Origin of the sequence: Providencia sp. PROV061 (genome assembly GCF_011045655.1) — a bacterium.
Lineage (GTDB): Bacteria > Pseudomonadota > Gammaproteobacteria > Enterobacterales > Enterobacteriaceae > Providencia > Providencia hangzhouensis.
In genome coordinates, this window is record NZ_CP042861.1 from 824802 (window position 1) to 848315 (window position 23514).

Consider the following 23514-nt stretch of genomic DNA (forward strand, 5'->3'; position numbering starts at 1 on the left):
ACTAATTATGGAAGATAATGAATTTCAATTATTTCAGGCCTTCTTATTAGAAAACTATGAGTATGGTGACGTAATAAGCCGCTCTGGAGGATGTAGAAAAATACGTTGGAGAGCCTTAAATAAAGGAAAACGTGGTGGTGTTAGGGTTATCTATTATAACAGAACCATGAGCGGTAGGTTGTATTTGCTTACGATTTATACTAAGAACGCAAAGGAAGATTTGAATGAACAAGAAAAAGCGATTTTACGAGCAATCATTCAAAAGCTTGCTTAATGGTTAAATATACTCGTAATCTTTCAAGTTGCAGCGGTGTTGATTACGCTCAGATAGCCGAGTCACATAGTTTATCTATGCTTTCCGTCTATCTTCCTTTATCACCTAACTGCCGCTCGAATTATTTAAAATATAGAATTGAATGAGTTATGTAATAAGGATAATGGTATGGGAAAAAAGCTTTTTGACGATTTAGTGAGTAGCTTAGAAGAGATGGTTGCTATCGAGAAAGGTGAATTAGTTCCTGCTAGTGAAAATATTCATCGCTTCGAACTACCAGATGTTAAAGCTATTCGTAAACACTCTGGTATGAAACAACAAGAGTTTGCAGAAGCGATAGGTTCTAGTGTTGATTTGGTCCGTAGCTGGGAACAACAACGTCGGTTTCCATCAGGAATGGCCCTCAAATTGTTGTATCTTTTAGAAAAGAAACCAAGCCTGATTAATGAGTTGAGGGCCATTCATATTTAATCCAACCCCATCAGAGAAGGGGTTGGATCCTTCGACAGCGATTAATCAACCCCAACTGCACTACCTGCTGGACGGCGTACATCGTTAGAGCCATAAATAAAGCCTTCGCGTACTTTTCCTGAAACAGCGGAATCATTACCCGAAGATTTGGCACTAACACCAGCGCCTTCAGGGATCGCGACCATAATCAACTCGGCAGCTCCCCATGGCGTTTGCTCAACCATCTGGTAACCCATTTTATCGAGGAGCGCTAAGGTGTCTTTAGAAACGCCTCTTTGCTCATAATAAACCTCATCAGGGAGCCACTGGTGGTGAATACGCGGTGCATTAACGGCTTCTTGTGGCGGCATACCATGGTCGATAATATTTAAAGCGGTTTGCAGCGTAATTGAAATAATCCGTGAGCCTCCCGGTGAACCGAGAACTAAAAATACCTTGCCATTTTTCGTCACGATAGTCGGGCTCATGGATGATAATGGGCGTTTACCCGGTGCAATAGCGTTGCGTTCCCCTTGTACTAAGCCATATAAATTCTTCTCGCCGACTTTTGTGGTGAAATCATCCATTTCATCGTTTAAGAAGAACCCTGTCCCCGGAGGGATAACAACAGAACCGAATCGGCCATTAATCGTATAAGTCGTTGAAACCGCATTTCCTTTTTCATCTACTACAGAGTAATGTGTTGTCTCTGGTTTTTCGTGTGGCCCTATTCCCGGTTGAACTTGGGTTGATGGCGTTGCTTGGTTGGGTTTGATTTCTTTGCGTAACTCTTCTGCATAAGCTTTACTGAGTAATTTTTCGGTTGGATTATCGACAAATTCAGGGTCACCAAGGAAGGTGTTTCTATCCATGTAGGCATGGCGCATTGCTTCTGTAAGAGTATGAATATAGTCCGCAGAGTTAAAGCCCATTTCCTTGAGGTCATACCCTTCTAAGATATTAAGCGTTTGGCAGATAGTTACCCCGCCTGAACTAGGTGGTGGAGCAGAGATAAATTGATACCCTCTATAGGTACAACTGACAGGCGCTGTATCTGTAATTGTAAAATCCGCAAAATCTTTTGCTGTTAAGATACCACCATTTTTTTTCGATGCTTCTTCAACAATTTTGGGGATTTCACCTTCATAAAAAGCGGATGGGCCATTCTGGGCAATTTTTTCTAAGGTATTGGCTAAATCTGTTTGGACTAGTAAGTCTCCCGGTTGGAAGGCACTACCATCAGGCTTTAAGAAGATACGAGCCACTTCAGGGTCTTGTTTAAAACGTTCTGTCGTGGTGTCGAGAACATCGGTATCTGCACGGGTTAGAGTAAAGCCTTCTCTGGCTAATTTTATGGCAGGAGCCATCACCTGTTGGCGGCTCATTGTCCCGTATTTTTCTAAGGCATAGTCTAGGCCTTTAACGGTACCGGGTACACCTGACGCAAGATAGCCATAGAGGCTGGCATCTTTAATCAATTTACCGTCTTTATCTAAATACATATCTGCGCTAGCGGCAGCAGGGGCAGTTTCTCGAAAGTTAATGAATAAGTCTTTCCCATCGGCTAGGTGAATAGTCATAAAGCCGCCACCGCCAATATTACCGCAGCAAGGGTTAACCACGGCTTGTGCATACCCTACCGCAACAGCTGCATCAATGGCATTACCGCCTGATTTTAGAATATCAGCCCCAATTTGTGATGCTAAATGTTGGGAAGAAACGACCATGCCTTTTTTCGCTTCAACCGCAGGTTCGGAGGCGGCATATAGTTGACTGGAAACAAGTAAGGAAAGAAGTAGAACCGCAGGGCGTAATGATGTTTTTATCATTCGTATCTCCCAGTTAAGGTTAGGTGAGGTGTTTTATCGCACAAATATTCAATATGAATAATTTGTTAATTATTTGTGCTTTTAATGTATAGCACACAATAATACAAAACATTGAGTATTTGAGTTAAGAATTGTTAACTGAGTGGAATAATTGCTAGTAGGAAGAGAAAAGATAGACTAGGTTCACAAAAAGTAAAAAGCGGGCTTGATGCCCGCTTTTCTAAAACTCGCGTAACGAATTACAGTTTTGCAGAGTTTTTAGTCAGGTAGTCAGCAACGCCTTTTGGAGAAGCATTCATACCTTCTTGGCCTTTTTCCCACTGAGCTGGGCAAACATCACCGTGCTCTTCGTGGAATTGCAGCGCGTCAACCATACGCAGCATTTCGTCAATGTTACGGCCTAATGGCAGGTCATTAACGACTTGGTGACGGACAACGCCGTTTTTGTCAACGAGGAAAGAACCACGCAGTGCAACGCCTGCATCTGGGTGTTCAATACCGTAAGCTTTGATGATTTCGCGTTTGATATCAGCAACCATTGGGTATTTAACTTCACCAATACCGCCGTTATCTACTGGTGTTTTACGCCATGCGTTATGAACAAACTCAGAGTCAAAAGAAACACCTACAACTTCTACGCCACGTTTTTTGAATTCTTCGTAGCGGTGGTCGAATGCGATCAGCTCTGAAGGACAAACGAAAGTAAAGTCCATTGGCCAGAAAAAGATCACAGCTGGACGGCCGTTCAGGTGGGTTTTCAGGTTGAAGTTATCAACGATTTCACCATTACCTAAAACAGCTGCAGCAGTAAAGTCAGGGGCTTGACGTGTTACCAGAACCATAATTTACTCCTATGAGTTTGAATTAAAGTTTTTTGTCCTGTCTATTTAATCACTGATAAATAGTGTGGACATAGACTGCCAAAAGAATAGAAAAATATCTTTTGATAATAAAGACATTTAAACCGATTATTGTGATAGGTTTTGACTATCAATCATACTAGTTTATTAAATTAATATCAATAAGATAGTTTTATTCCATTAAAGTGCAAGCTTTAATTTATTCCTTTGTGTTAATTGTGACATTTTGTACAAAAAAATGTTGCAGCGCATTAGCCATCATTTCTGGATAAAATTGAAAGAAAATATTTTCTAACGCATCATACTGTAATAAAAAGTCGTTAAATGAACCACTTAGCGCTCCAAGCTTGGGGCGCCTTCTCGCCATACCATTCAGTGATTTACCAATATAATTTTTATCCGCATAGCGTATCAGCCACTGCTGAGGCCAAAGGAATTCATTTAACTCCTGAAATTTTTCAGGAGTATGACAAAGTTGTGGCTCAATTATTGTTCGGCAGTCACGTACAAAGCCCGCTAGCGATATTGATGGCTCAATAGTCGACCAGTGCAGCGACAAAAAATGATCCCAGACTAAATCCAAGGTTATGGGCGCAACACGGCGATATTCATCACGAAACAACAACTTAGCTTCTTTGACTAAAGGGTGGGTATCCGTAATGCGGTCGACGGCTCGATGCATAAAGATACCAGAGACAACTTCAGATGAATAAAGGCCCGTAGGGTTTCCGCGGACGTAGTCAGCCATGATGTTGCCGAGTAAGGAGCTGTCAGCGAGGTGGGCGAGGTGGAGGTGCGCTAAATAATTCACTTTAAAATGTCCGTCGTCTTTCAAACCACAGGGGTGTTAGCTCCGTAAAGCCACCCGAATCACATACTCATGTATGCTCATCGGGATATCTTCACTTGCTGCCTACCTGTGATTCGAAATCCATAGGACATGCAGCGCAGCTTAGCTAGCTTTTTGATTGCTCAAACTATAGCAGTAATTATGTTGAATTCGAAACTCACAGGACATTACTTGGCAGAGGAATAAAGCATTCCTCTAATTCGAAATTCATGGGGTATCAGTACTGAGAGAAAAAAATAAAAAAGTCGAAATAAATTTGTCATGAAAGTTTATTGAAATTGAAATAATTCATTCTTTGAATGGACAAATAGCGTACAGAATTTTTTGCTAACAAAATATTTGTTAAATAATGGTGTTTTTCTGTACTATTTTACGCTTATTTCTTGCGCCAAAGTCAGCGCGGCACTAGACTAGTCGCCTGTTTTTTTAGATTGATGTCAATACAATGCGTGTTTCTGATTTTACTTTTGAATTACCTGAAGAACTGATTGCCCACTATCCGCAGGCTGAACGTAGTGCTTGCCGTTTATTAAGCCTCGATGGCGGTTCAGGGCAGCTCACGCATGGTGTTTTTACCGATATTCTAGAAAAATTGGAGCACGGTGACTTGCTAGTGTTCAATAACACTCGCGTGATCCCTGCACGGTTATTTGGGCGCAAAGTTAGCGGTGGTAAAATTGAAGTTCTGATTGAGCGTATGCTGGATGAACACCGCGTATTAGCCCATGTTAGGGCATCAAAAGCGCCAAAAGAAGGGGCTGAATTACTGTTAGGTGAAGATGAAAGCGTGAAGGCGACCATGGTCGCGCGTCATGGTGCATTGTTTGAACTGCGCTTTGATGATGAACGTGATGTATTAAGCATTCTAAACCAAATTGGTCATATGCCTCTGCCGCCTTATATTGATCGCCCTGATGAAGAGTCAGATAAAGAACTTTATCAAACCGTGTATAGTGAAAAACCAGGGGCTGTCGCAGCACCAACGGCAGGTTTACACTTTGATGAGCCGTTACTTGAAGCATTGCGCCAAAAAGGCGTAGAAATGGCGTTTGTGACATTACATGTGGGAGCCGGTACCTTTCAACCAGTACGTGTTGATACTATCGAAGATCACATTATGCATTCTGAATATGCAGAAGTGCCACAAGAGGTCGTGGATGCCGTTTTAGCCTGTAAAGCTCGAGGTAATCGCGTTATCGCTGTTGGAACAACGTCGGTTCGGTCACTAGAAAGTGCCGCAAAAGCAAGCCAAGACGCTTTAATTGCTCCATTTTTTGATGATACCCAAATCTTTATTTACCCTGGGTATGAATATCAGGTGATAGATGCACTAATCACCAACTTCCACTTACCTGAATCTACATTAATTATGTTGGTTTCTGCGTTTGCTGGATATAAAAACACCATGAATGCATACGAAGAAGCCGTTAAACAAAAATACCGTTTCTTTAGTTATGGTGATGCTATGTTTATTACCCCCAATACAAACGCTCGATTTGAGAAAATTGGAGAGTAATCAGTTTTATAAGCGGTGGCATCGGCTGCTTGCTTAGCAAATTAATATTATCGATAGCAACAGACTGTTTTTCTGCTGCTAGGAGGCAAATGTGAAATATGAATTACAAACGACTGACGGCAATGCACGCCGTGGTCGCTTAGTCTTTGAGCGCGGCGTGGTGGAAACCCCTGCATTTATGCCAGTAGGAACCTACGGTACAGTCAAGGGGATGACCCCTGAAGAAGTGAAAGAAACTGGCGCTCAAATCTTATTAGGGAATACTTTCCACCTGTGGTTACGTCCGGGTCAAGAAATCATGAAGTTACATGGTGACCTCCATGACTTTATGCAATGGCAAGGGCCAATTTTAACCGATTCAGGTGGCTTTCAGGTCTTTAGTCTTGGTGCGATGCGCAAAATTAAAGAAGAAGGTGTGCATTTTCGCAACCCTATCAACGGTGAAAAAGTTTTCCTAAGCCCTGAAAAATCGATGGAAATTCAGTATGACCTCGGCTCAGATATTGTCATGATTTTTGACGAGTGCACGCCGTATCCAGCAGATTGGGACTATGCAAAGACATCAATGGAAATGTCGTTGCGTTGGGCTGCACGTAGCCGCCAACGCTTTGACGAACTAAACAATAAAAATGCTTTGTTCGGTATTATTCAAGGTAGTGTTTACGAAGATTTACGTGATATTTCAGTTAAGGGACTGGTGGAAATCGGCTTTGATGGGTACGCTGTAGGCGGCTTAGCCGTAGGCGAACCGAAAGAAGATATGCACCGAATTTTAGAACATGTCTGCCCGCAAATTCCAGCTGACAAACCTCGTTATTTAATGGGAGTTGGCAAACCTGAAGATTTAGTTGAAGGGGTTCGCCGTGGTATCGATATGTTCGATTGTGTGATGCCAACACGAAATGCACGAAATGGGCATTTATTTGTGACAAATGGCGTGGTAAAAATTCGTAATGCTAAGTATAAATCAGACACATCAACACTGGATGCTGATTGTGACTGCTATACTTGTCGTCATTATAGCCGTGCTTATCTGCATCACCTTGATAGATGTAATGAAATCCTTGGTGCAAGGCTCAATACCATCCATAATTTACGTTATTACCAGCGTTTGATGGCAGGTATTCGCCAAGCCATTGAAAATGGGAATTTTGAAGAGTTTGCTAAAGATTTTTACCAAAAGATTGGTAAACCCGAACCTTCATTAAATATCGAGTGAATTTAAGTGCGAAATGCCACTAATCTGTGTAGCATATCAAACTTAGCTTTTTTGTATGTAAAATTGCTTTCAATAAAACAATGAGGAAAGTTGAATGAGTTTTTTTATTTCTGAAGCAGCGGCGTCAGCAGGTGCACCAGCGCAAGGTAGTCCATACACCATGGTTATCATGCTTGTTGTTTTCGCGCTGATCTTCTATTTCATGATTTTGCGTCCACAGCAAAAACGTGCGAAAGAACACCGTAAATTGATGGAATCTATCACTAAAGGTGATGAAGTTTTAACAACTGGCGGTTTAATCGGGCGTGTAACTAAAGTGTCTGAAACCGGTTATGTGGTTCTTGAGTTGAGTGAGAACACAGAAGTAACCATCAAACGTGATTTCGTTGCTGCTGTTTTACCTAAAGGCACAATGAAAGCAATTTAATTCTGATTCTCCCGAAGGGAACTGCCGTGCTAAACCGTTATCCTTTGTGGAAGTATCTGATGTTGATCTTTGCGATCCTCATCGGTTTGCTTTATGCACTTCCAAACCTATATGGTGAGGATCCGGCTGTTCAGATCACTGGCGTGCGGGGAACCGCCGCCAATGAACAAACGCTGATCCAAGTCCAAAAATCGTTAAAAGACGATAAAATTGAGAGTAAATCTATCTCTCTAGAAAATGGGGCAATTTTAGCCCGATTCAACAACTCTGATGTTCAGTTACGTGCGCGTGAAGTGATCATGAATGCACTGGGTGACCAGTATGTTGTTGCATTAAACCTTGCACCTGCAACGCCTAAGTGGCTCGAAGCGATCGGTGGTGAACCGATGAAGCTTGGTCTTGATCTGCGTGGTGGGGTTCACTTCCTGATGGAAGTTGATATGGACACTGCATTAGGTAAATTGCAGGAACAAAACATGGATGGTTTGCGTAATGACCTGCGTCAAGAAGGCATTGCGTACTCTTCTATTCGTAAAGGCAATGATTACAGCGTGGAAGTTCGCTTCCGTAACGCGGACGATCGTAGCCAAGCTGAAAAAGCATTGTCTCGTAAATACCCAGACTTAGTCTTTAGTGATGGCAGCGATAACACCATGATTGCTGTTATGACCGACGAGCGTTTACGTGAAGCACGTAACTATGCAGTTTCTCAGAACATTACTATTATTCGCAACCGTGTAAACCAATTAGGTGTTGCGGAGCCACTCGTTCAACGCCAAGGTGCTGACCGAATTGTGGTTGAATTACCCGGTATCCAAGATACTGCTCGCGCAAAAGAAATTTTAGGTGCGACTGCGACATTAGAATTCCGTTTGGTGAATACTTCAGTCGATTCTTCCGCAGCAGAAAGTGGCCGTGTACCAGGTGATTCAGAAGTTAAATATGACCGTGAAGGCATGCCTTACGTTTTATATAAGCGTGTGATCTTAACGGGTGACCATATTACGGATTCAACCTCTGAAGCGGATGAAAATGGCCAACCACAAGTGAGTATCAGTCTTGATAGTGCTGGTGGTTCTATCATGTCTGACTTTACACGTGATAACCAAGACAAGCTGATGGCAACGCTGTTTGTTGAATACAAAGACAGTGGTAAAAAAGATGCAACTGGCCGTTCAATTTTGGTGAAAGATGAAAAGGTCATCAATGCGGCACGTATTTCTGCGCGTTTTGGTAGCAAATTCCGTATTACGGGTATTACTAACGGTACTGAAGCTCGCCAGCTTTCATTACTGTTACGTGCTGGTGCGTTGATTGCGCCAATCCAAATTGTTGAAGAACGTACCATTGGTCCAACACTGGGTATGCAAAATATCGAGCAAGGGCTAAAAGCGTGTATCGCAGGTCTGTTAGCTTCTATCCTGTTTATGATTATTTATTATCGTAAATTTGGTCTGATTGCGAGTAGTGCGCTGTTAGCAAACTTGGTGTTAATTGTTGGTGTTATGTCCTTATTACCGGGGGCAACGCTGACCATGCCAGGTATTGCGGGTATTGTATTAACCCTTGCAGTTGCAGTCGATGCTAACGTTCTTATTAACGAACGGATTAAAGAAGAGCTCAAGAACGGTCGATCTGTTCAGCAAGCGATTCATGAAGGGTATAAAGGCGCCTTCTCAAGTATTACAGACGCAAACTTAACGACACTTATCACTGCGATTATTCTATATGCAGTGGGTACTGGGTCTATTAAAGGCTTTGCGATTACGACAGCGATTGGTGTCGCAACCTCTATGTTTACAGCTATCGTCGGTACACGTGCTATCGTGAACCTGCTTTACGGCGGTAAACGTATTAACAAGCTGTCAATTTAAGGAGCACGTTGTGGCACAGGATTATACTGTTGAACAATTGAACTATGGTCGTAAAGTTTATGACTTTATGCGCTGGGACAACGTTGCCTTTAGCATTTCTATCGTATTACTGATTGCTTCTTTTGTGATTATCGGCGTCAAGGGTTTTAACTGGGGCTTAGATTTCACAGGTGGTACGGTAATTGAAATCAACTTAAGTCAGCCAGCTGATTTGGATAAAATTCGTGATAGCTTGTCTAACTCGAACCATAAAGATCCACTAATCCAAAACTTTGGTAGCAGCCGCGACATCATGATCCGTATCCCGCCTATTGAAGGCACCGCGGGTCAAGAAGTCGGCAAAGAAATTATCACGATTATCAACCAAAGTGTGGATGATAAAGCAACCGTAAAACGCATTGAATTCGTGGGGCCAAGTGTTGGGGCTGAATTGGCGCAAACAGGGGCTTTGGCTCTGTTAACTGCGTTGATTTGTATCCTAATCTATGTTGGGTTCCGTTTTGAATGGCGCTTGGCTGCGGGTGCCGTGCTATCTCTTGCGCATGACGTGGTGATTACTTTAGGTATTCTGTCTTTGTTCCATATTGAGATAGATATGACTATCGTGGCGTCATTGATGTCGGTTATCGGTTACTCGCTGAACGACAGTATCGTTGTATCAGACCGTATCCGTGAAAACTTCCGTAAAATTCGTCGTGGGACACCGTACGAAATCATGAACGTCTCTTTGACGCAAACATTGAGCCGTACCATTATGACATCAGCAACCACATTATTAGTGGTTCTGATGCTATACCTGTTCGGTGGCGCAATGTTGGAAGGCTTCTCATTGGTTATGTTAATCGGTGTAACTATCGGTACTATCTCATCTATTTACGTGGCTTCTGCACTAGCACTGAAGATGGGTATGAAGCGTGAACACTTGATGCAAGCGAAAGTCGAAAAAGAAGGTGCAGACCAAGAGTCGTTACTGCCTTAGTTTTAAAAACGATGAGTAACTAAGCCAATTAGTGCTCAAAATAGTTCGTGTTGTAGGTAGGCGGCAAGTGTAATTAATCCCTAGGATCATACATAAAGTATGTGACTAGGGTTAATAAACGATGCCAATACCCCTACGACGGGAATTATGAAGAGTTAAGCCAATTATTAGTGCTCAAAATAGTTCGTGTTGTAGGTAGGCGGCAAGTGTAATTAATCCCTAGGAGCATACAAAAGTATGTGACTAGGGTTAATAAACGATGCCAACACCCCTACAACGCGAAATATGAAGAGCAACGAGAACACCCTAGGAGGCATCTTCTAGGGTGTTTTTTCTCGCATAGTAGGGTAAACTATCTCCCCCTAAATAGATTCAGGAAACGCTATGCACTGCCCATTCTGCTCAGCTGTAGATACGAAAGTTATTGACTCGCGTCTGGTCGGTGAAGGGTCCCAAGTCCGTAGACGCCGCCAATGCTTACTGTGCCATGAACGCTTCACAACCTTTGAAGTGGCTGAACTTGTCATGCCTAGAGTCATTAAAAGCGACGATATTCGTGAGCCTTTTGATGAAGAAAAGCTTAATCGTGGTATGCAAAAGGCATTAGAAAAACGGCCTGTAAGTTCTGATGATATTGAACAAGCTATTATTTCTATTAAATCCCAGCTTAGGGCTACCGGGGAACGTGAAGTCCCGTCGAAATTAATTGGCAGTTTGGTTATGGATGAGCTGAAAAAGCTCGATAAAGTTGCCTATATCCGTTTTGCTTCTGTTTACCGCAGCTTTGAAGATGTGCGTGAATTTGGCGAAGAAATCGCTAAATTACAGGATTAACGCCAATGATTGAACAAGACAACATGTATATGGCTCGTGCTTTTGAGTTGGCACGAAAAGGGCGTTTTACCACATCACCTAATCCAAATGTCGGGTGTGTGATTGTGCGTGATGGTACTATTGTCGGTGAAGGGTATCATCAAAAAGCGGGGGAACCCCACGCAGAAGTCCATGCACTAAGGATGGCAGGAGATAAAGCGCAAGGGGCAACGGCTTATGTCACCCTTGAGCCTTGCAGTCATCACGGTCGTACCCCACCTTGTGCAGAGGCGCTGATCAAAGCGGGTGTAAGCCGCGTTGTTGCTGCCATGCAAGACCCAAACCCTCAAGTTGCGGGCCGTGGCCTGTATATGTTGTCGCAAGCAGGGATTGAAACGCACAGTAATGTTTTACTAGATGATGCTGAAGCGGCAAACCGCGGCTTTTTAAAACGTATGCGTACCGGGTTTCCTTATATCCAGTTGAAACTTGCCGCTTCACTCGATGGCAAAACCGCCCTTGAATCAGGGGAAAGTAAATGGATTACCAGCTCGGCAGCTCGCAAAGATGTACAAGCTCTTCGAGCCGAGGCTAGCGCTATCTTAAGTACGAGCAGCACGGTTGTTGCTGATGACCCTTCTTTAACGGTACGTTGGAACGAGCTCCCATCAGACATCCAACAAGTTTATCCAGAAAACCAAGTGCGCCAGCCCATTCGTATTGTGTTGGATAACCACAATCGTGTAACTTCTGGTCATAAAGTCACTCAATTAGATGGTGAATGCTGGTTAGTGCGTTCAAACCCAGATGAAAATGCAGTATGGCAAGGGCAAGTTGAGCAACTCGCTGTTCCTGCTGATGAAAACGGCACCGATCTCGTTATTTTGATGATGCAATTGGCTAAACGTAATGTGAATAGCATTTGGGTTGAAGCAGGGGCAAAACTTGCAGGCTCATTGCTTAAGTTAGGTTTAGTGGATGAGCTGATTGTCTATATTGCGCCTAAATTATTAGGAAATAGCGCTCGAGGTCTGGTGGACTTCCCACCGCTTAATGCCCTTATTGATGCGCCAAAATTTGAATTTACAGAAGTGAAGCAAGTCGGGCCAGACCTACGCGTCAGGCTTCGTCCCGTATGGTAAGTGGTTTTTTTGAAAATCATACGTACGATACACGAAAGAATGTGATAAAATCCGCGCCCCGCGGGTTATAATTAATATTAGAGGAAGGCTATGAACGTAATTAAAGGTGTTGTTGCTGCTCCACAAGCGCGTGTTGCTATCGCTATCGCTCGTTTTAACAACTTTATTAATGATAGTCTGCTGGAAGGTGCTGTTGATGCGTTAGAGCGCATTGGTCAGGTTTCAAATGACAACATCACAATTGTGTGGGTTCCAGGCGCTTATGAGCTACCGTTGACCACAAAAGCATTAGTTGAAACTAATAAATATGATGCAGTAATTGCATTAGGTACCGTTATTCGTGGTGGTACAGCTCACTTTGAATATGTTGCAGGTGAATGTAGTTCCGGCCTATCTCATGTCGCGATGAACAGTGAAGTGCCAGTGACTTTTGGTGTGTTAACCACTGAAAATATCGAACAAGCCATTGAACGTGCGGGTACTAAAGCAGGTAATAAAGGTGCTGAAGCTGCACTGACAGCACTTGAAATGATTAATGTAATTAAGGCCATCAAAGGCAAATAATACACAATTAGCTCTTTGTTGCCGTTTTTTCGCCACAATGGTGTAGATAACGCAATGCAACAAGTGTTTTTTGTGTACAGTTTTTAAATTTAAGGGGAATCTTGTGAAACCTGCTGCTCGTCGCCGCGCTCGTGAGTGTGCTGTACAGGCCATTTATTCATGGCAATTATCTGGCAATCCAATTGCTGAAGTGGAATATGAGTTTATTGCTGAACAGGACATGTCAGACGTTGACGTAAACTATTTTCGTGAACTGTTATCAGGTGTTGCGACCAACGCGACAAGACTTGATCAACTGATGGCGCCTTATTTATCTCGTCAGCTAGAAGAGTTAGGGCAGGTAGAAAAAGCGATTTTACGTGTCTCTATGTTTGAATTAAGTTTCCGTGAAGACGTACCTTATAAAGTTGCAATCAACGAAGGTATTGAATTAGCGAAAGTTTTTGGCGCAGAAGATAGCCATAAATTTGTTAACGGTGTATTAGACAAAGCGGCACCTGCAGTTCGTCGTAAAAAATAATAATATCAGGGTTCCCTCCTGTAGCACTACGGTAATAAATAGGTAGGCTGGGTTCCAGTCTACCTTTGTGTTTATATGCTCGCGATATTTCAATGACAGGTGAGCGAAGAATAATTGTAGCCAATTAGATACGCTGTTTAGGTTAGCAATTGTGTGCTATTTACCTATTATTGAATTATTAGGGTGTAAATTATTTGCTTCGTCTCAAACGAAAATAGATATAGCGAAAACGGAAAATCTACCATGTCATATGGCGAATTTGACCTCATCGCGCGTTATTTTAACCGTCAAACCACTAACCGACGTGATGTTAATATCGGTATTGGCGATGATTGTGCGTTGATGACCATTCCAGAAAAACAGCAACTTGCAGTAAGTACTGACACTCTCGTTTCTGGTATCCATTTCCTACCTACCATTTCACCGGCTGATCTTGCTTATAAATCATTAGCATCTAATTTAAGTGACCTTGCAGCGATGGGCGCAGACCCTGCATGGGTTTCCTTAGCCATTACATTGCCTTGTGTTGATTGCGATTGGTTGCAATCTTTCAGTGATAGCTTGTTTGAACAGCTTAATTATTATGGAATGCAATTGATTGGTGGTGACACAACTCGTGGGCCAATGAGTTTAACGTATACGGTTCATGGTTTAGTACCAAATGGTAAGGCGATGTCTCGCGCAGGAGCGCGTAATGGCGATTGGATTTATGTCACTGGTACTCTCGGTGATAGCGCGGCAGGCTTAGCTATTTTGCAAGACAAACTGAATGTTGAAAATGTAGAGCATCAAGAATGGCTAATTGCGCGCCATTTACGTCCGCAGCCACGGATTTTACAAGGCCAAGCGTTGAGAAACCTGGCTTCTTCTGCAATTGATATTTCGGATGGTTTAGTTTCCGATCTTAACCATATCTTGAAAGCGAGTGGTTGTGGTGCACGGATTAATTTAGATGCATTGCCTCAATCAGAAGCGTTGAAACAAAGTTGTAGTATTGAGCAAGGGCGTTTATGGTCTTTGAGTGGTGGTGAAGATTACGAACTCTGTTTTACTGTTCCTGAAATTAATCGTGGAGCGTTAGAGATGGCATTAGCGCATACGGGGTCAGGCTTTACGTGTATCGGGCAAATTAAGCCGCAGTCTGAAGGAATTAGCTACTTTTGCAATAACCAAGAAGTTGATGTAAACCTAAAAGGTTTCGATCATTTTGTTTCGGAAGGTGCATAGAATGGCAAGTCGCCAAGAAAAAGCAGAAGCAAAAAAACGGCTGAATATGCGTAACCCTTGGCACTTATTGGCCACAGGATTTGGGAGTGGCCTTTCGCCTATTGTGCCTGGCACAATGGGCTCTCTTGCTGCGATACCTTTCTGGTTATTAATGGCAAACATGCCAATTTGGAGTGTGTGGGTACTCATTATCGTGGGTTTTTGGATTGGTTGCCTAATTTGCCAACGCACTTCCGACGACATGAAAATTCATGACCATGGCAGTATTGTTTGGGATGAATTTATTGGGATGTGGATTACGCTAATGGCGATCCCAGTTGTTGATTATGAGTGGGTCATTACCGCCTTCTTTATTTTCCGTATTTACGACATGTGGAAGCCATGGCCAATACGGTTTTTTGACCGAAAAGTCAGCGGCGGTTTTGGTATTATGATTGACGATATCATTGCGGCGATTTTTTCTTATGTCACTATTTGGTTGTTGGTTTGGTATGACATTATGCCATTCTCAACCAACTAAATACGCGTCATATTTTGCGCTGTGGCGTTGTTGGCTGCGTTCGGTTACCCGAATCACATACTTGTGTATGCTCATCGGGATAACCTCGATTGCCGCCTAGCCACAACCCAAACTATTTAGCGTATTGGTATTTATCGTATTTCAAACTAAATACGCGTCATATTTCAAATTGTAGGGGTGTTGGCTTCGCTTATTCGCCCTAGTCACATACTTGTGTATGCTCCTAGGGTCTTATTCGCTTGCCGCCTACCTACAATCTGAACTATTTAGCGTATAAATACGTGTCATATTTCAAATTATAGGGGGGCTTCGCTTATTCGCTCTAGTCACATACTTGTTTATGCTCCTAGGGTCTTATTCGCTTGCCGCCTACCTACAATCTGAACCATTTAGCGTATAAATACGTGTATATTTGATGTGATTGCATATCGTGGTGACTTCTTTTACTTCTTTTTGCGCCGAATACCCATCACTGAGGTTTGTGCTAAGGTTAAACCTTTGGTTTCTGGTGCAAATAGAATCGAAACAATTAGCCCGAGCAAAGAAACACCTGCCCCCATTAACACCACCGAACTGACCCCATATTTAGTGATAAACAGCGGTAATGCCCACGTTGAAAAAATGGTTCCAATACGGCTGATTGACATAATCACCCCAACGGCGGATGCGCGAATATCTGTTGGAAACAGTTCGTTAGGGTAAAGCCATTGTAAAATACCCGGGCCGCCTGAAAAGAATGCGTAAATACCAAACATAATAATTACAAGGCAAATACCGAGGTTTGAGAATAAACCAAGTATGGCAAGAGCAAGGGTCATAATCGCAAAGCTACCAATCAATAGTGGTCGCCGGCCCATTTTATTTAACCAATACATCGCGGGTAAGCAGCCTAACATAAAGAATAAGCTGATAACCACGTTACCCAGTGCAGCATTTTTTCCTTGATCCCACCCGAGCTGACCAACAATTTGTGGGCCAAAGGTGTAAATTGCAAACATCGGGATCACTTGGCAGGTCCAAATAATGGCAGTGAATAGAACAAAAGAAAAATGGCGCTTAGTGAATAATTGGATGAAATGTGTTTTTTGTTGTTCTTCGGCTTCGAATACCACAGGCTGACCAAACAGCTTTTCCATCATTTTTTCGCATTCTTTAACGCGCCCTTTGCGGATCAGCCAAAGAGGTGATTCAGGTAAATCAAAACGACCAATCAAAATGATAATACAAGGGATCACTGAGCTACCAAGCATCCAGCGCCAGCCATCTTCCACGTCATACAACATATAACCGACGAGATTGGCACAGGTTGCACCCACATACCACATTGCCGCAATAAACCCGACAGCAAATGCGCGCTGTTTGGTATTGGAAAACTCAGTGATCATTGACGTTGCAATTGGGTAGTCCGCACCTATTACTATCCCGATTAAGAACCGCATGATAAGCAGCTCCATCGGTGTTGAGACAAACATGGTCGCCACTGAAATAGCACCAATGGCAACAATATCAATTAAAAACATTTTACGACGACCGACTTGGTCGCAAATATAGCCGAATAGAGAAGTACCGATGAATAGGCCCGCTAATGTTGCAGCGCCTAATAAGCCAATCCATTCACTACTTAAGCTTAATACGGGTGTGAGTTGTTCTAAGGCAACGCCGATCAGGACTAATACATAACCATCCAGAAAAGGCCCTCCACTGCCCCAAAGCATAATCCGCCGATGAACGGAGGAAAATTGGATATCATCAAAACTTTTTGGTTTCATTATGCATCCCAGTGTCAGCGTAAATAACCGCTTGAAAACTCTCGAAGTTATTAGCTCCGAGAGTTATGCTAAATAAATCAGCCGTAACGAAATTCAATACCGAAAGTGCCGCGTGGGTATTCCCATTTTTCTAATGCACTATCTAAGCCAAGAATGCGGCAGGTTCCACATTCAAGACAACCGGCATAATCGAAACGTACTGAGCCGTCCTCTTGTTTTTTATATAATCCCGCTGGGCAAGCTTTAGTTAATGTTTCGAGCACATTCATATCTGGATGCTCTTTTATCACAATATGCGGGTTTTCTTCATCGACATTAAATTTATTAATGCCGAGTTTGACATCAACGTTGACTGGATTACTCATATTGCTCTGACTCCTTTAATTCCATCTTTGAGCAAATTCATAAAGCCCACTTTCTTCGCGTGTTGTAACATGGTCTTACGTAAAGGCACAGGCGCTTCATCTGAGATAGTGAAGAGTTTTTTGGCAATACCAACTGCCATTTCTGGGTAAGCAGAAAACATGCGAGGGTTATCCAAAAACTCAGGCATTTTTTGGTACATTTTCATGTCCCGCAGTGGGCCTTCGTTGAGCAGTGTGAGGTATTGATTTAAATTTTGTTTGCTGAAATCGTCGGTTTTCATTGCGCTAAGTACGGCTTTTGCTGCCGCTTCACCGGAGGCAACAGCTAAGTCCATACCACGAATAGTAAAACCTAAATTCATACACATACCAGCCGCATCACCAGCAATTAATACCCCATCACGTACTAATTCTGACTGCATTTTTAAACCTGCTTCAGGAACAACGTGAGCGGCATATTCGACCATTTTTCCGCCTTCAATCAACGGTGCAACGGCGGGGTGCTGTTTAAAGTCTTCAAGCATTTGCGGAACAGATTTCTTAGCGTCTTTGATGTGGTGTAAGCCACAGACTAAACCTAAAGAAATAGTATCTTCATTGGTATAAAGGAAGCCTCCGCCCATCAAGCCATCGGTCGGTGAGCCTGCAAATAGCCAAGCAACGCCCTCGTTCTCATTTAAATTAAAGCGGTTGCACAACACATCTTTTGGTAGTTCAATTAATTCTTTAACCCCAACGGCAACATGTTCTGCATTGACGCGTTTTGTCATACCAAGTTGTTCTGCCAATAGTGAATTGACACCATCTGCTAAAATGACCACTTTAGCTTCAAGTACATCACCATCAGCCTCCACACCGACGACCTTGCCATCGCGTTCAACTAACTTATCAACTCGAATCCCTGTAATACACTGCGCGCCTGCATTTTCGGCTTGTTCAACCAACCACGGGTCCAGTTTTCCCCTAAGTACAGACCAAGAGGTTTCATCTGGGCTTTGTGCTGCACCATTTTGGAAGTCAACAGTGACAGCACCGGTTTCGGTCATAAATGACAATTTTTCGCGTGTGATCATGCGCTCAATAGGCGCTTCTTGGGTAAAGCCAGGAATAATTCGCTCTAAGCTATGGGCATACATTCGCCCACCTGTTACGTTTTTACCGCCCGCGTAGTTTCCTCTTTCGATTAGGAGAACTTGCGCACCTTCACGGGCAAGCACCAATGCAGCCACAGAGCCGGCTAGGCCTGCACCTACAATGATTGCATCAAAAATATCATCGGACATAGTTTCTCCAAAGGTCACTAAAACAGTGAGGAAAATGCCTCACTGTTATTGAGTTTATTTCGCCAGTTGTTGCGTTAAAGCAGGTAAGATTTTGAACAGATCGCCTACTATCCCGTAGTCAGCAAATTGGAAAATAGGGGCATTTTTATCTTTGTTGATAGCGACGATAGTTTGTGCGCCATTCGCACCGACCATATGTTGAATTTGCCCTGAAATGCCGACAGCGAGGTAAAGCTCTGGTTTGAGCATTAAGTTGGAAATACCCACATAGCGCTCATGTTCCATCCATTTTTCATTTTCTGCGACTGGGCGGGAACAAGCGATTTCAGCACCTATTGTGTCGGCAAGCGTTTTAGCAATAGTGATGTTTTCTTGACTACCAATACCCCGTCCTACACTGACAACTAAGCGTGCTTTATCTAATTCAACTGAGCTACCTGCTTTTTTCTGAATCGAGGTACGTACAATAGATTGTTTTGGTTCGACCCATTGTGTAGCTTGAGCCGTGCCGTTACGTGATGCATCACTTGGGGCTGCTTCAAATGTACCAGAGGTAAGTGTTGCAATTGAAAATGCGCTATCTAGAGTCTCTTGACCGAAGGCGAGACCACCGTAAACCATATGTTTAATTGCAGGTTTTCCAGATTCGATTGTAACTGCTGTTGCATCGTTAGAGACGACTGCTTGTAGTCTAGCCCCTAAGCGTGCTGCTAGTAATTTACCTCTACGGGTATTCGGTAACAGTAATAAACCTTTATCACCATGCTGTTTGATGGTTGAAACGATAGTGTCTGCATAATCTTCAATAATACGGTCGTCGGGTTTACCTGCTAATTGAAAAACTTGGGTCGCACCAAGTTGAAAAGCTTGTGAGCTTTGCGCTTCATCTAGGGCGAAAACATTGACTTGCTCACCAAGGGTGAGAGCACCGCCGATAAGTTCAGGCAAACGGGAAGTCATGTCACTAAATACCCAAACGGTTGATAATTTGCTCATAACTCCTCCGATTAAATGATTTTTCTTAAATGTTCTGCAAATTGCGCAATTTGATCATCTCCATCACCTTCAATAATGATTCGCTGGCGAACTTTCTGTTTTGGTGCGGCGATAGATTGAGACGATAATGCGGCAACGTTATCTAAGCCAATATCTGCCATCGTCCAAGCTTGGACGGGTTTTTTAGCAGCACCTAAGATGGCTTTCATGGATGGAATAACGGGAACGTTAATATCGGAGGTAACAGCGATAATGGCTGGTAATGGAAGGGATAACGTTTCAATTTCGTCTTCCAGTTCACGCTCTACAATCACCGTATCGGCTGTGATAGAAACAATGTTTTTCACACCATTAATGGCAGGAACTTGCAGGGTTTCACCTAATAAAATACTCACTTGTTGTGCATTGAGATCTGCGGAACCATCACCGCAAATAATTAAATCAAAGCCCACTTTCTGTGCCGCGGCACCAAGGGTAATCGCAGTTTGATGGGGCAGTGCATGCTCAAGTTGGTCATCAATAACAACAACCAGCTCATCTGGGCCACGTGATAGCACATCTTTACGCGCTTTCATATTAGTTAGTGCTTTACCACCAATACTTAACGCAATTACTTTGCTGTCTGCTTGCTGCGCTTTTATTTGGTTGGCAGTTTCAATTGCATTTAAATCATATTGACTGATTTTGGTATCGGCACGTGAAAAATCTAAAGAACCATCTGAGCTATTTACAATAATATCTTGTTCATCAGGAACAGATTTATAGCATGTAATAATATTCATTACATCTCCTAAAATAATATTAATAAATATGATCCGTTTCGGTTTCGGATTATATAATTATCATGATCTGGATATTTAAAAATAAAACCTAAGTCACCAATATTGAAAACCTTAAATTAAAGGGAGTTTAATTACTCATACTGATACCCTACTCACCAATATTATAAAAATCACCTAGTTATCAATGAAATGTTCAATATTGCTACCTGAATCACCAATACTGAAGGTATTTAATAACATTAACGTTACACAATATTTTATCTCTATGTATTTATTGGTATTTAGAGTCATTTCAAATAGAAAAAACAATAACAATTATTTATCACGAATAATATTGTGACCTTAATAACAGAATTGTTAATGGGGACTAGACATGATTTAGATAGAATTTGAATTAATACTTAATTAGGTTTGTCGGGATTTAATAATAAATATAAGTTTTAAATAAATGTAAGTATGAGGTTATGTATTAGGTATTGAGAATAATATCTATTTTAAAACTTATGTATTAAATAATAAATTGGGATCGAACTATGAGCAAAGAAAATAAAAAAGGTGGAATAGAACCTAAGGTTTTTTTTCCGCCGTTGATCATTGTTGGACTATTGTGTTGGTTAACTGTCCGTGACCTTGATGCTTCAAATGAAGTTATCAACCAAGTTTTCAGCTATGTCACCAATGTGTGGGGCTGGGCATTTGAGTGGTATATGGTCGTGATGTTTGGTGGCTGGTTTTGGTTGATTTTAGGACCATACGCTAAAAAACGTCTAGGGGAAGAGAAGCCTGAATTTAGCCGAGCAAGCTGGATTTTTATGATGTTCGCATCTTGTACTTCAGCCGCTGTGCTGTTTTGGGGGTCGATTGAAATCTATTATTACGTTTCTGCACCGCCTTTTGGCTTTGAACCTTATTCAAATGAGGCTAAAAATATTGGGCTTGCATACAGCCTGTTTCACTGGGGACCACTCCCATGGGCGACCTATAGCTTCTTATCTGTCGCATTCGGTTATTTCTTCTTTGTTCGCAAAATGGATGTTATTCGTCCAAGTAGTACGCTAGTTCCTCTGGTAGGGGAAAAACGGGTAAACGGGTGGTTTGGTACGCTTGTTGATAACTTCTATCTCGTTGCGTTGATATTAGCAATGGGAACTAGTCTAGGATTAGCAACACCGTTAGTTACTGAATGTATTCAATATTTATTTGGTATTCCTCATACCTTACAACTTGATGCCATCATCATTTTCTGTTGGATCATCCTAAATGCAATTTGTGTGGCTTTCGGCCTGCAAAAAGGGGTGAAAATTGCGAGTGACGTCCGTAGCTACCTGAGTTTCTTGATGTTGGGATGGGTATTTATTGTTGGTGGCGCTAGCTTCATTGTGAACTATTTCACTGATTCTATCGGTGTCCTAATGATGTATATGCCTCGCATGCTGTTTTATACCGATGCGGTAGGTAAAAGTGGCTTCCCACAAGGCTGGACAGTGTTTTACTGGGCATGGTGGGTTATCTATGCCATTCAAATGTGTATCTTCCTCGCACGTATTTCTAAAGGCCGTACCGTCCGTGAGTTGTGTATCGGGATGGTGGCAGGCTTAACGGCGGGAACAACGTTAATTTGGACTATTTTAGGGAGTAACACACTCCAACTTGTTGACCAAAATATTATTAATGTTCCCAAACTAATTGAAGAATTCGGCGTTGCGCGCGCCATCATTGAAACATGGGCTGCCTTACCTTTGAGCACTGTAACAATTTGGGGCTTCTTCATCCTCTGCTTTATCGCCACTGTGACACTCATTAATGCCTGTTCCTACACCCTCGCTATGTCGACTTGTCGCGCAGTGAAAGATGGTGATGAGCCGCCATTGTTAGTGCGCATCGGTTGGTCTGTCTTAGTCGGTGTTATCGGCATTGTTTTGCTGGCGTTAGGCGGATTAAAACCCATTCAAACAGCGATAATTGCCGGAGGATGCCCACTTTTTTTCGTCAACATCATGGTAACGCTCTCCTTTATTAAAGATGCCAAAGTGCATTGGAAAAATGACTAATTTACTCAGAAACAACATTTAAGAGGTTATTGATATGGATTTTAGATTGAATGATGAGCAGGAGCTGTTTGTCGCAGGGATCCGTGAACTGATGGCCAGTGAAAACTGGGAAAGCTATTTCGCTGAATGTGACCGCGACAGTAAGTATCCTGAACGCTTTGTAAAAGCGTTAGCGGATATGGAAATCGATAACCTGCTGATCCCAGAAGAACATGGCGGCTTAGATGCAGGGTTTATCACCGTTGCTGCGGTATGGATGGAGCTGGGTCGCCTGGGAGCACCAACCTATGTGCTGTACCAACTACCGGGCGGTTTTAATACAGTGCTAAGAGAAGGAACTCAAGAGCAGATTGATAAAATCATGGCGTTCCGCGGTACGGGTAAACAAATGTGGAACTCGGCGATCACTGAACCGGGGGCTGGCTCTGACGTAGGTAGCCTACAAACCACTTACCAACGCCGTAATGGCAAAGTGTATTTGAACGGTAGTAAATGTTTTATCACCAGTAGTGCTTACACCCCATACATTGTGGTGATGAGCCGTGATGCGGATTCACCAGACAAACCTGTTTTCACCGAATGGTTCTTAGATATGAGCAAACCAGGTATCAAGGTGAACAAACTTGAAAAACTGGGTTTACGCATGGATAGCTGTTGTGAAATCACTTTTGATAATGTCGAACTTGATGAAAAGGACATGTTTGGCCGCGAAGGTAATGGTTTTAACCGTGTAAAAGAAGAGTTCGACCATGAACGTTTCTTAGTGGCCTTAACTAACTATGGTACTGCGATGTGCGCGTTCGAAGATGCGGCTCGTTATGCTAACCAGCGTGTTCAATTTGGTGAAGCCATTGGCCGTTTTCAGTTAATTCAAGAAAAATTTGCACATATGGCGATCAAGCTCAATTCAATGCGCAACATGTTATATGAAACTGCATGGAAGAGTGACAACGGATTGATCACCTCTGGAGATGCAGCAATGTGTAAATACTTCTGTGCAAATGCGGCATTTGAAGTCGTGGACTCTGCGATGCAAGTACTCGGTGGTGTAGGAATTGCAGGTGAGCACCGGATCGCCCGTTTCTGGCGTGATCTGCGTGTGGATCGCGTATCAGGCGGTTCAGATGAAATGCAAATACTGACATTAGGCCGTAGCGTACTAAAACAATACCGCTAATAACTGAACGTAATGGGATGGCTTTCA

At 42.7% G+C, this 23514-nt stretch carries 23 protein-coding genes; 15 read left to right on the plus strand and 8 right to left on the minus strand.

Annotated features, from left to right (window positions below):
• Positions 1 to 7: 7 nt before the first annotated feature.
• Positions 8 to 274 (plus strand): type II toxin-antitoxin system RelE/ParE family toxin, encoded by a 267-nt coding sequence (locus tag FVA72_RS03625; RefSeq protein ID WP_243154737.1) that lies wholly within the window; start codon positions 8 to 10, stop codon positions 272 to 274.
• Between the two features lie 168 nt (positions 275 to 442).
• Positions 443 to 745, plus strand: coding sequence for a NadS family protein (gene nadS / locus FVA72_RS03630; RefSeq protein WP_096864520.1), 303 nt, complete (start codon positions 443 to 445; stop codon positions 743 to 745).
• 41 nt (positions 746 to 786) lie between these two features.
• On the opposite strand, the gene ggt is transcribed toward nadS, so the two are convergent.
• From ggt to FVA72_RS03645, 3 genes are all read right to left on the minus strand, one after another.
• Entirely contained in the window at positions 787 to 2553 is a 1767-nt protein-coding gene (gene ggt, locus FVA72_RS03635; protein WP_004905560.1) for a gamma-glutamyltransferase, read from the minus strand.
• Positions 2554 to 2792: 239 nt separating this feature from the next.
• Entirely contained in the window at positions 2793 to 3395 is a 603-nt protein-coding gene (locus FVA72_RS03640; protein WP_004905550.1) for a peroxiredoxin C, read from the minus strand.
• Between the two features lie 217 nt (positions 3396 to 3612).
• A complete protein-coding gene (locus tag FVA72_RS03645; RefSeq protein WP_096864519.1) occupies positions 3613 to 4224 on the minus strand; it encodes an ACP phosphodiesterase in 612 nt (203 codons plus the stop codon).
• A 484-nt stretch (positions 4225 to 4708) separates the two neighbouring features.
• Here FVA72_RS03645 and queA point away from each other — a divergent pair, with 484 nt between their 5' ends.
• The 11 genes from queA to pgpA all read left to right on the plus strand — a co-directional run bounded on the left by queA (position 4709) and on the right by pgpA (position 15064).
• A complete protein-coding gene (gene queA, locus FVA72_RS03650) occupies positions 4709 to 5779 on the plus strand; it encodes a tRNA preQ1(34) S-adenosylmethionine ribosyltransferase-isomerase QueA (RefSeq protein WP_004905546.1) in 1071 nt (356 codons plus the stop codon).
• A gap of 91 nt (positions 5780 to 5870) precedes the next feature.
• On the plus strand, positions 5871 to 6998 hold the full coding sequence (gene tgt / locus FVA72_RS03655; RefSeq protein ID WP_004905543.1) for a tRNA guanosine(34) transglycosylase Tgt: 1128 nt from the start codon (positions 5871 to 5873) through the stop codon (positions 6996 to 6998).
• A 94-nt stretch (positions 6999 to 7092) separates the two neighbouring features.
• Positions 7093 to 7425, plus strand: a complete 333-nt coding sequence (gene yajC / locus FVA72_RS03660; protein WP_004905542.1) for a preprotein translocase subunit YajC — start codon at positions 7093 to 7095, stop codon at positions 7423 to 7425.
• A gap of 26 nt (positions 7426 to 7451) precedes the next feature.
• Positions 7452 to 9299 carry a protein translocase subunit SecD gene (secD, locus tag FVA72_RS03665; protein ID WP_071585895.1) on the plus strand — a complete coding sequence of 616 codons (1848 nt, stop codon included), beginning with the start codon at positions 7452 to 7454 and terminating at the stop codon, positions 9297 to 9299.
• A 10-nt stretch (positions 9300 to 9309) separates the two neighbouring features.
• The gene (gene secF / locus FVA72_RS03670) at positions 9310 to 10278 is read left to right on the plus strand and encodes a protein translocase subunit SecF (RefSeq protein ID WP_004905538.1); all 969 of its coding nucleotides are present in this window, start codon (positions 9310 to 9312) and stop codon (positions 10276 to 10278) included.
• Between the two features lie 384 nt (positions 10279 to 10662).
• Positions 10663 to 11112, plus strand: a complete 450-nt coding sequence (gene nrdR, locus FVA72_RS03675; RefSeq protein WP_004914623.1) for a transcriptional regulator NrdR — start codon at positions 10663 to 10665, stop codon at positions 11110 to 11112.
• A gap of 5 nt (positions 11113 to 11117) precedes the next feature.
• Complete coding sequence (ribD, locus tag FVA72_RS03680; protein ID WP_110592405.1) at positions 11118 to 12233, plus strand: bifunctional diaminohydroxyphosphoribosylaminopyrimidine deaminase/5-amino-6-(5-phosphoribosylamino)uracil reductase RibD; 1116 nt, start codon at positions 11118 to 11120, stop codon at positions 12231 to 12233.
• Positions 12234 to 12323: 90 nt separating this feature from the next.
• A complete protein-coding gene (gene ribH / locus FVA72_RS03685) occupies positions 12324 to 12797 on the plus strand; it encodes a 6,7-dimethyl-8-ribityllumazine synthase (RefSeq protein ID WP_004905531.1) in 474 nt (157 codons plus the stop codon).
• A gap of 103 nt (positions 12798 to 12900) precedes the next feature.
• Positions 12901 to 13317: a transcription antitermination factor NusB gene (nusB, locus tag FVA72_RS03690; RefSeq protein WP_110592404.1), complete on the plus strand. Its 417-nt coding sequence runs from the start codon at positions 12901 to 12903 to the stop codon at positions 13315 to 13317.
• Between the two features lie 243 nt (positions 13318 to 13560).
• Entirely contained in the window at positions 13561 to 14544 is a 984-nt protein-coding gene (gene thiL, locus FVA72_RS03695; protein WP_004905525.1) for a thiamine-phosphate kinase, read from the plus strand.
• Position 14545: 1 nt separating this feature from the next.
• Complete coding sequence (pgpA, locus tag FVA72_RS03700) at positions 14546 to 15064, plus strand: phosphatidylglycerophosphatase A (RefSeq protein ID WP_004905523.1); 519 nt, start codon at positions 14546 to 14548, stop codon at positions 15062 to 15064.
• Between the two features lie 443 nt (positions 15065 to 15507).
• Here the strand turns inward: pgpA and FVA72_RS03705 are convergent, their stop codons facing one another.
• From FVA72_RS03705 to fixA, 5 genes are all read right to left on the minus strand, one after another.
• Positions 15508 to 16833: an MFS transporter gene (locus tag FVA72_RS03705; protein WP_004905520.1), complete on the minus strand. Its 1326-nt coding sequence runs from the start codon at positions 16831 to 16833 to the stop codon at positions 15508 to 15510.
• Between the two features lie 77 nt (positions 16834 to 16910).
• The gene (gene fixX, locus FVA72_RS03710) at positions 16911 to 17198 is read right to left on the minus strand and encodes a ferredoxin-like protein FixX (RefSeq protein ID WP_096864512.1); all 288 of its coding nucleotides are present in this window, start codon (positions 17196 to 17198) and stop codon (positions 16911 to 16913) included.
• Positions 17195 to 18481, minus strand: coding sequence for an FAD-dependent oxidoreductase FixC (gene fixC / locus FVA72_RS03715; protein WP_110592403.1), 1287 nt, complete (start codon positions 18479 to 18481; stop codon positions 17195 to 17197). Before fixC ends, fixX begins: the two co-directional genes overlap by 4 nt.
• A gap of 54 nt (positions 18482 to 18535) precedes the next feature.
• Positions 18536 to 19477, minus strand: coding sequence for an FAD-binding protein (locus FVA72_RS03720; protein ID WP_110592402.1), 942 nt, complete (start codon positions 19475 to 19477; stop codon positions 18536 to 18538).
• A gap of 11 nt (positions 19478 to 19488) precedes the next feature.
• Positions 19489 to 20259, minus strand: coding sequence for a putative electron transfer flavoprotein FixA (fixA, locus tag FVA72_RS03725; protein ID WP_004905507.1), 771 nt, complete (start codon positions 20257 to 20259; stop codon positions 19489 to 19491).
• A gap of 533 nt (positions 20260 to 20792) precedes the next feature.
• Here fixA and caiT point away from each other — a divergent pair.
• Positions 20793 to 22310, plus strand: a complete 1518-nt coding sequence (gene caiT / locus FVA72_RS03730) for an L-carnitine/gamma-butyrobetaine antiporter (RefSeq protein WP_004905502.1) — start codon at positions 20793 to 20795, stop codon at positions 22308 to 22310.
• Between the two features lie 34 nt (positions 22311 to 22344).
• Positions 22345 to 23487: a crotonobetainyl-CoA dehydrogenase gene (gene caiA / locus FVA72_RS03735; RefSeq protein WP_004905499.1), complete on the plus strand. Its 1143-nt coding sequence runs from the start codon at positions 22345 to 22347 to the stop codon at positions 23485 to 23487.
• The last annotated feature ends 27 nt before the right edge of the window (positions 23488 to 23514 follow it).

Bases quoted from the DNA above. Each gene is read 5' to 3' on its own strand.
- FVA72_RS03625 (WP_243154737.1), top strand. From the start codon at position 8: ATGGAAGATAATGAATTTCAATTATTTCAGGCCTTCTTATTAGAAAAC.
- nadS (WP_096864520.1), top strand. From the start codon at position 443: ATGGGAAAAAAGCTTTTTGACGATTTAGTGAGTAGCTTAGAAGAGATG.
- ggt (WP_004905560.1), bottom strand. From the start codon at position 2,553: ATGATAAAAACATCATTACGCCCTGCGGTTCTACTTCTTTCCTTACTT.
- FVA72_RS03640 (WP_004905550.1), bottom strand. From the start codon at position 3,395: ATGGTTCTGGTAACACGTCAAGCCCCTGACTTTACTGCTGCAGCTGTT.
- queA (WP_004905546.1), top strand. From the start codon at position 4,709: ATGCGTGTTTCTGATTTTACTTTTGAATTACCTGAAGAACTGATTGCC.
- yajC (WP_004905542.1), top strand. From the start codon at position 7,093: ATGAGTTTTTTTATTTCTGAAGCAGCGGCGTCAGCAGGTGCACCAGCG.
- nrdR (WP_004914623.1), top strand. From the start codon at position 10,663: ATGCACTGCCCATTCTGCTCAGCTGTAGATACGAAAGTTATTGACTCG.
- ribD (WP_110592405.1), top strand. From the start codon at position 11,118: ATGATTGAACAAGACAACATGTATATGGCTCGTGCTTTTGAGTTGGCA.
- ribH (WP_004905531.1), top strand. From the start codon at position 12,324: ATGAACGTAATTAAAGGTGTTGTTGCTGCTCCACAAGCGCGTGTTGCT.
- thiL (WP_004905525.1), top strand. From the start codon at position 13,561: ATGTCATATGGCGAATTTGACCTCATCGCGCGTTATTTTAACCGTCAA.
- pgpA (WP_004905523.1), top strand. From the start codon at position 14,546: ATGGCAAGTCGCCAAGAAAAAGCAGAAGCAAAAAAACGGCTGAATATG.
- FVA72_RS03705 (WP_004905520.1), bottom strand. From the start codon at position 16,833: ATGAAACCAAAAAGTTTTGATGATATCCAATTTTCCTCCGTTCATCGG.
- fixX (WP_096864512.1), bottom strand. From the start codon at position 17,198: ATGAGTAATCCAGTCAACGTTGATGTCAAACTCGGCATTAATAAATTT.
- fixC (WP_110592403.1), bottom strand. From the start codon at position 18,481: ATGTCCGATGATATTTTTGATGCAATCATTGTAGGTGCAGGCCTAGCC.
- FVA72_RS03720 (WP_110592402.1), bottom strand. From the start codon at position 19,477: ATGAGCAAATTATCAACCGTTTGGGTATTTAGTGACATGACTTCCCGT.
- fixA (WP_004905507.1), bottom strand. From the start codon at position 20,259: ATGAATATTATTACATGCTATAAATCTGTTCCTGATGAACAAGATATT.
- caiT (WP_004905502.1), top strand. From the start codon at position 20,793: ATGAGCAAAGAAAATAAAAAAGGTGGAATAGAACCTAAGGTTTTTTTT.
- caiA (WP_004905499.1), top strand. From the start codon at position 22,345: ATGGATTTTAGATTGAATGATGAGCAGGAGCTGTTTGTCGCAGGGATC.